The organism is Candidatus Dormiibacterota bacterium (genome assembly GCA_035532835.1).
Lineage (GTDB): Bacteria > Vulcanimicrobiota > Vulcanimicrobiia > Vulcanimicrobiales > Vulcanimicrobiaceae > DAHUXY01.
In genome coordinates, this window is sequence record DATKQG010000002.1 from 1 (window position 1) to 9,540 (window position 9,540).

Consider the following 9,540-nt stretch of genomic DNA (forward strand, 5'->3'; position numbering starts at 1 on the left):
CCGACTAGGCTCGGCGCGTTGACGGCTCCGCTGGCGGGGCGTCCGCCCAGCACGCGCACGACGTCGTGAGCAAGCTCGAGCGCAATGCGTTCCAATGCTTCGAACGTCGAGCCGCCCAGATGCGGGGTCGCGATCACGCTCGGATGCGCGAGCAGCGCGGCCGAAGCCGACCCCGGCGGCGGCGGTTCCACAGGAACCACATCGATCGCAACCGCTCGAATGCGCTCGCTTTGCACGGCATCCAACAGGGCCTGCGCTTCGACGACGCCGCCGCGCGAGCAATTGATCAATACCGCATCCGGGCGCAGCAGCGACATCGCTCTGGTATCCATCATGCCGCGCGTCTGCGAGGTGAGCGGAACGTGGAGCGTGACGATGTGCGAGCGCCCCAGCAATTCCTCGAACTCGACTAACTCGACGCCGAGTGCATTCGCGCGCGAGGCCGGAACGAAGGGGTCGAACGCAAGAACGGTCGCGCCGAATGCGTGGGCGCGAACCGCGACGTTGCTGCCGATGCGTCCCAGCCCAACGATTCCCAGCGTCTTGCCGAAGAGTTCGTGGCCGATGAAGGGCTTGCGCTCCCAGTGGCCGGCATGGACGCTTGCATGCGCTTGCGGCGTATGACGCAGGGCCGCGAAGAGCAGCGCAAAGGTTTGTTCGGTCGCGGCGATGGTGTTTGCGCCGGGAGTGTTAACCACGACGATTCCGGCCGCGCTGGCCGCATCGACATCGATCGCATCCACCCCTACGCCGGCTCGTGCGACCACTTCGAGCTGGGGTCCGAAACGTAACAGCTCCGCGTCCACCCGCGTTTCGGAACGAACGATGAGCCCGCGAGCGGTGGCTAGGGCCGCATGGAGGGCCTCGCGCGAAGCGCCGATCATCGAGGTGACCTCGGCGCCGGCGTCTCGTAGCACGGCGATCCCGCGCTCGTCGAACGGCTCGGTGATGATGACGCGCCCTAGTGACGCCGGGGAAGCTGATTCAACCATGGCGGAAGGTTCGCCCGAGGGCTGGCCCGCCCTTGCGTCGTAGCGCAAGGTATGCCCAAGAATGGCGATGCACGCCTCCCGATCCGAAAAATGTACAAACTCTTCATCGACGGCGCGTTCGTTCGCTCGGAGTCGGGGCGTAGCGATCCGTTGTGGGACGGCGAGGATTTCGGTGCGAATATCGCGCGCGCTTCTCGCAAGGACGCGCGCGATGCGGTGGTGGCCGCTCGCTCGGCGCAACCGCGATGGTGGAACACCGCGCCGGGGACGCGTGGATTGGTACTCTACCGGCTGGCGGAGATGATGGAAGCACGCCACGCCGAGTTGGTCGAGCGCGTGCGCGAGGGCATGGAACTCACTCGCGACGAAGCCGAACGCGAAGTGCATGCGTCGATCGATCGCACGATATGGTATGCGGGCTGGTGCGATAAATTCGCAGCCCTGCTCTCGACCCGAAACCCGGTCGGCGGCCCGCACTTGAATTTCTCGACGCCGGAGCCGATGGGCGTTGCCGCCGTGCTTGCGCCCGATCGCCCGTCGCTGCTCGGTTTGATCTCGGTCGTGCTGCCCGCGATCGTGGCCGGAAACGCCGCGATCGTGCTGGCTTCGGAGCGCGACCCGCGAACGGCGATCGCCTTTGCCGAAGCAGTCGCTACCAGCGATCTACCCAACGGCGTGCTGAACATTCTCACCGGATATCGCGACGAAATCGGGCCGACACTCGCGAAACACATGGACGTCAACGCCCTGTTGCTCTCCGGCTCCGATCCGTCGCTGGCCGCATTCGAACGGGATGCCGCCGCAAACGTCAAACGCACGCGGCGCTACCCGGAGCGCTCGCGTGAGGAGTGGTTTTCGGAACGGGCGCAGAGCTTGGATGACATCGCCGCGTTGTGCGAAATCAAAACGATCTGGCATCCGGCGGGCGTCTAGCCATGGACGAAGCGCGCGCGCGTGAAGCCATCGTCCGCTACGGACAGCGCCTCTGGGACCGGCGGCTCGTGACGGGCACCAGCGGCAATATCAGCGTTCTCCTCGACGACGGCGATATCGTCGCGACGCCGTCCGCTCGTTCGCTCGGCGGCCTGGAACCGCGCGAGCTGGTGCGCGTCGATCCGAACGGCACGGCCCGCGATCCCGCGCAGCGCCCAACCAGCGAGCTGCCGCTCCACCTCGCCGCGTATCGAGAGCGGCCGCAGGTGCGTTGCGTCGTGCACACGCACCCGACGTTCTGCGTCGTGTGGTCGCGCACGGGATCGGTCTTTCCGCGCGATACGGTCGGCGCTCGCGAATCGCTCGGGAGCCTGGCATGGACTCCGTTCCGCCCGAACGGTTCGAGCGAACTCGCCGAACTCTGCGCGCTGGAATTCGCGCGCGGCATCGATACGGTCATCATGGAACGTCACGGCCTCTCTTCCATCGCCGAGCATCTCGAGGATGCGTTCATGCAGACGGATCTTGCCGAAGAGGCCGCGCGCATTGCGTACTTCAGCAAGGTCGCCGGGTTTCTCGCATGAGCTTTCGCTTGCCGATGCATCAACGGCTCTCCAACGCGCTGACCTATGGCGAGTTTCGCATCTTCTATCAGCCCGTGATCGATCTGCAGACCGGCCGCATCGTCGGGGCCGAGGCGCTGTGCCGCTGGCCGCAACGCGACGATACGTTTTCGCCGCCCGAGACCTTCATCACGCAAGCCGAGACCTCCGGTTTCATCGTACAATTGGGTGAATGGGTGCTGCGCACCGCCGCGGCGCAAATGAGCGAATGGCACGCACGCTTTGGAGACGACCTGCAGCTTGCGGTGAACCTCTCAGGCCGCCAGTTCTTGCATTACAACCTCCTCAAGTCGATCGAAGAGACGATCCGCGCCAGCAAATTGCATCCTTCGAAGCTGGAGTTCGAAATTACCGAAACCGTCGCGATGCAGAATGCGGAAGATACCATCGGCATTCTGCGCCAACTCAAAACCATCGGGATCGATCTGGCCCTCGACGATTTCGGCACCGGTTACTCTTCGCTCGCCTATTTGAAGCGCTTTCCCATCGACAAACTCAAGATCGACAAAGCGTTCGTTCGCGATATTCCGGATGACGCCAACGACCTCGCCATCGTTTCGGCGATTATCGCCATGGCCCACGCGCTCGGATTGCGCGTACAAGCAGAGGGCGTCGAGACGCAAGCGCAGGCGGACTTTCTGCGCGATTGCGGTTGCGAACTGGCCCAAGGCTACCTTTTCGCGCGCGCGCTCCCGGTAGACGAGTTCGAGGCCCTGCTTTCCAAAGAGCGCCCGGAGCCCAACCTCCAGGCTTAAGTCGCACCCAAAAGGGAACGCTCAAACGAAGCGCAAAACGCCGACGAGCCTCCGCGGAGAGGTGGCAGAGTGGTCGAATGCACTCGCTTGGAAAGCGAGCAGACCTTCACGGGTCTCGGGAGTTCGAATCTCCCCTTCTCCGGGTTTATAAACAACAGCCCCGTCGCAAGGCGGGGCTGTTGTTTTGAGGCTATCCGGCGGGGGCGACGCCGTCGATGTGGGCGAGCCAAAAATCGAACGAAGCGCGGGCTTGCGCTTCCAGCATCGCATCGCCGGGAACCACTTCGCGATCGAGTTGGCGGCTGAGCGTGGCACGCTCGCCGTAGTTCACATCCATCACGATATCCGCCCGAATCACCGCATCCAGGATCTCCGGCGGCAAACGCACTTCGGGCGGTAGGGTGCTGATGACGATTTCCGGCGGATTGGTCGCCGGCCACGGCGACGCATCGAAACGCGCGCAAGCATCTTCCACACGCTCCGGATCGCGGCCCCACACGAACGTGTATGCATCGTTTTCCGAAAACTGCGCGAGGATCGCGCGCGCGGTAGCTCCGTAGCCGAGCACGCCAATCCGGCGAAGCGAGATCGATTCGTCGATCAGGGCTTCAAGCGCCGCGCGTGCGCCGATGCCGTCGGTGTTGTGGCCTAGAATATCGCGGCCGAAAAAGAGCGTGTTCACGGCACCCGCCCGCTCGGCTTCCTCCGTAAGGCTATCGCACGCGCGGAGCGCCGCTTCTTTGAGCGGGTACGTGACGTTGCAACCGGTGTAGTCGTCCATGCGCATGCGGCGTACGACCGAAATCACGTTCGAGAGCGGCACCCGTAACGCCACGTAGCTGCCGTCGATCTCGGCCTCTTTAAGAAAGGCGCGATGGATGGCCGGGCTTCGACTATGATCGACCGGGTCGCCGATGACGGCCAGTTTCATTACGGGCGCCGCCCCGCCAGCATCCACCGCTCGAGCAAGCGAAAGACCCTTGTGATCGGGAAGTCCTTCGCTTCGATCGGCTCGGTGAGGATCGTGTAATGCCCGCAGACCTTGCCGCCCAGGACATCGGTAAAGAGCTGATCGCCCACAACGGCGATCTGTCGACGCGGTAGCGCTAAGAGTCGTTTGGCCCGCAGAAACCCAAACGGTAGCGGCTTGAGCGCGTTCGGAATACAGGGAATGCAGAGCTGCTCCGCTATGCCGGTTACGCGCTGGGTGAAATTATTCGAGAGCATCACCATCCGAAAGCCGCGGTCGTGAGCGCGCTGTACCCAGCGAATGTGGTCCTCTCCCAGCTCGGTTTCGCGAAAGCCCATAAGGGTATTGTCCAGGTCGACGATGATGCCGCGAATACCGGAGTCTTCGAGCTCTTCGTGCGACACATCGGCCAGCCGTGGGGCAAAGCGATCGGGACCTAACATGGCCGCTTCGATTGGGCGGATATCCCCGGTATCCTCGGCATCATCCACATCCCATCCACTTTACCCACAAATGCTCCGCAGATCCGTCCTCAGATTTTTGTCGTTATGGACAGTCTTCCCACAAGGATTTGCGGACGATAACCCCAATATCTTGTGCTAATGAGTCTGGTATGGCACAATAGGTGTCCGCCAGCACGATAAAAGCCTGCGCTTCCAGAGGGCCTTTCCGGCTCGATGGCTTCGGTTCCGGCATCACCGGATCCGAACAGGTGTTCGATTTTCGTCCCCGGAAGTCCCATGCTGCCGCTCTTCTCCGCAACGCAAGCAAGGATCTCACGCTCATGAAGTTTCGCCGCCTCTACTCCGCTCCCGGCGACCCGTATGCGGGCCTGGAGTTCGAGCCTCGCACCTCGCGCATCGTCAATCCCGACGGCTCGGTGATTTTCGAGGCGAAGGACGTCATGGTCCCGACCGGCTGGAGTCAGGTCGCGGTCGACGTGCTCGCGCAGAAATACTGCCGCAAAGCGGGCGTGCCGACGGCGACCGTGCGGGTCGAAGAGCGCGACGTACCCCAATGGCTGTGGCGTTCGGAGCCGGCGGCCGATTCCAAATTCAGCGCGGAGCTCGATTCGCGCGAAGTCTTCAATCGTTTGGCGGGCGGCTGGACGTATTGGGGCTGGAAGTGCGGCTACTTCGATACCGAAGAGGACGCGCGCGTCTATTACGACGAGATGGCCGGGATGCTGGCGCGCCAGGTCGCCGCACCCAACTCGCCGCAGTGGTTCAACACCGGTTTGCATTGGGCGTACGGCATCGCCGGCCCCTCGCAGGGGCATTGGTACGTCGATCCGTTTAACGGCGAAGCACAACGCTCGGCGAACACGTACGAACATCCGCAGGTCTCGGCGTGCTACATCCTTTCGATCGAAGACGATCTCGTCAACGAAGGCGGCATCTTCGACGGCATCGTGCGCGAAGCGCGCATCTTTAAGGGCGGCTCGGGTTCCGGCGCAAACTTCTCCAAGATTCGCGCGGCCGGCGAAAAGCTGACCGGCGGCGGCACCAGCTCCGGTTTGATGTCGTTCCTCAAAGTTTTCGATCGGGCCGCAGGCGCCATCAAGTCGGGCGGCACGACGCGGCGCGCGGCCAAGATGGTGGTCCTCAACGCCGATCACCCCGATATCGAAGAGTTCGTGAACTGGAAAGTCCGCGAAGAGCGCAAAGTCGCCGACCTCGTCGTCGGTTCGCGGATGTTCGAGAAGTACATTAACGCGATCATCGCTGCCGCGCACGATACGCGCGTGCCCGAAGCCGCTCGCCTCGACCCCGCGCTCAACGGTGCGCTGCGCACCGCGATTCGCGATGCGATCGGCATCGGCATTCCGTCCGGCGCGGCGCAGAACGCGCTCGATTACGCCCGTCAGGGTTACACGCGTCTGGCGGTTGAGGAGTACGATACGGGTTGGGATTCGGAGGCCTACGGCACCGTCTCAGGCCAGAACTCGAACAACTCGGTGCGCCTAACGAATGACTTTTTCGATGCGGTTGCGAGCGATGCCGATTGGGACCTGATCGGCCGCACCAAGGGCAACGTCGTCAAACGCATCAAGGCCGCCGATCTGTGGGAGCAGATTGCGGTAGCGGCATGGCAGTGCGCCGATCCGGGCCTGCAATTCGATAACATCATTCAAGAGTGGCACACCTGCTCGAACGACGATCGCATCAACGCGACCAATCCGTGCAGTGAATATGTTTTTATCGATGATACCGCGTGCTTCGCGCCGGAAACGCGCATCAGTACGCCGGACGGCCTTCGTACGGTGCAAGAGTTGCACGAGATGCAGCAGAGCGGGCAGAGCGTGCTCGTCACGACCGACATTCACGCCGAGCACGACGATCGCCGATTGACCGCGCACCGCCCCGCAGTTGTTACTCAGGTCGGCGAGAAGCCGGTTTTCAAAATGACGCTCAAAGACGGGCGCGAAATCCGTGCGACGGCCGATCACCGGTTCCTCACCCTCGATGGAACGTGGAAGCGCATGGACCAACTCGTTCCCGGCGTCGATCGCGTTCAAATTCGCGAGAGCGGTAACCCGGTCGCGTACTCTTCGGATGCAACCGAGGTGAAACGTTGGCAGATGCTCGGCTGGCTTACCGGCGACGGTGTCTTCAATAAAGACACGGCGGCGCTTGTGTTCGGTCCGAAAGAAAAGCAGATCGCTTATGAGATGACTGCCCGCTTCAACGAGCTCAAAGTGGCTGCCGCGGCTGTTGTCGGCGGCCCGGACGTCCGGATGAACTCGGTTGGCGTTCAACACAGCGGAGTCTTCCAAACGACCTCATCGCAGTCATCGTTGATTCGTCACCTCGAAACCCGCTACGGTTTCAAGCAGGCGACCGCAACCGGCAAGGACGTCCCGGATGCGGTTCACCGCGCTCCCGAAGACCTGAAGGTCGCCTATCTGCAGGGGCTCTTCTCCGCTGATGGTTGCATTCGTAACGACCACCGCGCCAGCGAAAATGAGGTGATGCTGGCGTCGTCTGCGCCCGCGCTGCTTCGTTCCGTGCAACTCTTGCTCTCCGATCTCGGCATGACGTCGCGTATCTCGTGGACCCACCCGGCCGGCCGCAAGAACCCCCAGGGCCAACTCCATCTCTATAATCAGCAGGCGCGCAAATTTTTCTCGTTGATCGGCTTCCCATGCTCGATCGAAAAAAATGAGAAGGCACAAACGATTCTCAAAACCGCGTTCAACGCGCACAAGAAGAATCCGCGTTCACCCAAAATCGCGTCCATCGTGCCGGATGGCATCGAGACCGTCTACGATATTACCGAGCCGGTTACGCATTCGGTCATCGCCGAGGGTATGGTCGCGCACAATTGCAATCTCGCGAGCTTGAACCTCGTGAAGTTCATGAACGATCGCAGCGAGTTCGACGCGCAGCAGTTCGCCGACGCCGCGCGCATGTGGACGACGACGCTCGAGATCTCGGTCGCCATGGGCCAGATGCCGTCGCGCACGATCGCCGAGAAGAATCACGGTTATCGCACGCTGGGCCTCGGCTACGCAAACCTCGGCACGCTGCTGATGCGCATGGGCCTGCCGTACGATTCCAAAGAAGGCTTGGGCTGGTGCGCCGCGATCACCTCGCTGATGACCGGTACCGCGTACCGCACGTCGGCCGAGATGGCTCAGGGCCTCAAACCCTTCGCGCGCTACGAAGCCAATCGCGAACCGATGCTGCGCGTCATTCGCAATCATCGCCGCGCGGCGTACAAGTCGCCCGAGCACGAGTACGAGCAACTCTCGGTCAAGCCCGTGACGCACGCCCCGACGCTCTTCACGCAAGAGACGTGGGCGCTCGCTCGCAAGATGTGGGACGATGCGCTCTCGATCGGCGAAGTCGCCGGCTTCCGCAACGCGCAGGTGACGGTCTTGGCCCCGACCGGCACGATCGGCCTCGTGATGGATTGCGACACCACCGGTATCGAGCCGGATTTCGCGCTCGTGAAATTCAAGAAACTCGCCGGCGGCGGCTACTTCAAGATCGTCAATCAGTCGGTCGAAGCGGCGCTGCGTCGTCTGGGATATAGCGACGAGCATATCGCGGCGATCGAGACGTACGCGAAGGGTACCGGCACGCTCGAGGGCGCACCGCATATCAACCGCGCTACGTTGCGAGCCAAGGGCTTCGACGATGAAGCACTGGCCAAGATCGAAGCGTCGCTCCTCGGCGCGTTCGAGCTGCCGTTCGTCTTCAATCACTACGTGCTGGGTGAAGAATTCTGCACCCAGCAGCTCGGCATCTCGAGCGAACATCTCAACGACTTCTCCTTCTCGTTACTGCGCGACGGCCTCGGCTTCACGGCGCAGCAGATCGAAGAAGCATCGGCGCACATCTGCGGCCGCATGACGGTCGAGGGCGCGCCGTACTTGAAAGACGAGCATCTGGCCGTCTTCGATTGCGCCACGCCGTGCGGCAAATACGGTTCGCGCTACATCCGCCCGCTCGCGCACATCGAGATGATGGCCGCGGCGCAGCCGTTCGTGTCGGGCGCGATCTCGAAGACAATCAACCTACCGCAAACCGCAACGATCTCCGACGTGAAGGAAGCGTACCGCTATAGCTGGGAGCGCATGATCAAAGCGGTCGCGCTCTACCGCGACGGCTCGAAGCTCTCTCAACCGCTGGCGGGCAGCTACGTGCTGGATGGCGATACATCGGTCGAAGACGAAGTCGAACAGCCGCAGGCCTTCCAACAACCGTTGCAGATCGCCGAGAAGCTCGTCTACCGCTACATCGCCAAACGCCGCCGCATGCCCGAACGCCGCAGCGGCTATACACAGAAGGCCGTCATCGGCGGACACAAAGTCTACTTGCGTACCGGCGAATACGACAACGGCCAGCTCGGTGAGATCTTCATCGACATGCACAAAGAAGGCGCCGCGTTCCGTTCGCTGATGAATAACTTCGCGATCGCGGTGAGCCTCGGTCTGCAGCATGGCGTGCCGCTCGAAGAGTACGTGGAAGCCTTCACGTTCACGCGCTTCGAGCCGAATGGTCCGGTCGTCGGTCATGCCAACATCAAGATGGCGACCTCGCTGCTCGATTACATCTTCCGCGAACTCGCAGTGAGTTATCTCGGTCGCTACGATCTTGCGCACGTTGCGCCATCGATGGAGATGGATGCAATGGGCGTCGAAGCGAACGAGAGCACCGAAGAGTACGTTAACGAGGAGGACGGCCCAACGCAGATGCGCGCGGCGGGTGTTGCCGAGCGGCTCCACCCAGTCTCAACCCATCTGCGCCCAGATGCAGCAC

General features: G+C 62.3%; 7 protein-coding genes and 1 tRNA gene. 5 read left to right on the forward strand and 3 right to left on the reverse strand.

The genetic code is table 11. The features are described from left to right. Window positions 1-992 (reverse strand): hydroxyacid dehydrogenase (locus VMW12_00020; GenBank protein ID HUZ48104.1); only part of this gene is annotated, 992 nt, incomplete at its 3' end. A gap of 51 nt (window positions 993-1,043) precedes the next feature. Here VMW12_00020 and VMW12_00025 point away from each other — a divergent pair. From VMW12_00025 to VMW12_00040, 4 genes are all read left to right on the forward strand, one after another. Further along, window positions 1,044-1,925: an aldehyde dehydrogenase gene (locus VMW12_00025; protein HUZ48105.1), complete on the forward strand. Its 882-nt coding sequence runs from the start codon at window positions 1,044-1,046 to the stop codon at window positions 1,923-1,925. Between the two features lie 2 nt (window positions 1,926-1,927). Next, a complete protein-coding gene (locus VMW12_00030) occupies window positions 1,928-2,509 on the forward strand; it encodes a class II aldolase/adducin family protein (GenBank protein HUZ48106.1) in 582 nt (193 codons plus the stop codon). Then, entirely contained in the window at window positions 2,506-3,303 is a 798-nt protein-coding gene (locus tag VMW12_00035; protein HUZ48107.1) for an EAL domain-containing protein, read from the forward strand. The genes VMW12_00030 and VMW12_00035 overlap by 4 nt, the downstream gene beginning before the upstream one ends. A gap of 55 nt (window positions 3,304-3,358) precedes the next feature. Next, a tRNA-Ser gene (locus tag VMW12_00040) sits at window positions 3,359-3,445 on the forward strand. A 48-nt stretch (window positions 3,446-3,493) separates the two neighbouring features. On the opposite strand, the gene VMW12_00045 is transcribed toward VMW12_00040, so the two are convergent. Continuing rightward, on the reverse strand, window positions 3,494-4,234 hold the full coding sequence (locus VMW12_00045; protein HUZ48108.1) for a hypothetical protein: 741 nt from the start codon (window positions 4,232-4,234) through the stop codon (window positions 3,494-3,496). After that, window positions 4,234-4,764, reverse strand: coding sequence for a YqeG family HAD IIIA-type phosphatase (locus tag VMW12_00050; GenBank protein HUZ48109.1), 531 nt, complete (start codon window positions 4,762-4,764; stop codon window positions 4,234-4,236). Before VMW12_00050 ends, VMW12_00045 begins: the two co-directional genes overlap by 1 nt. A 293-nt stretch (window positions 4,765-5,057) precedes the next feature. Between VMW12_00050 and VMW12_00055 the strand changes: the two genes are divergently transcribed. Further along, window positions 5,058-9,540, forward strand: a 4,483-nt coding sequence (locus VMW12_00055) for an LAGLIDADG family homing endonuclease (protein ID HUZ48110.1), incomplete at its 3' end; no start/stop codon positions are given.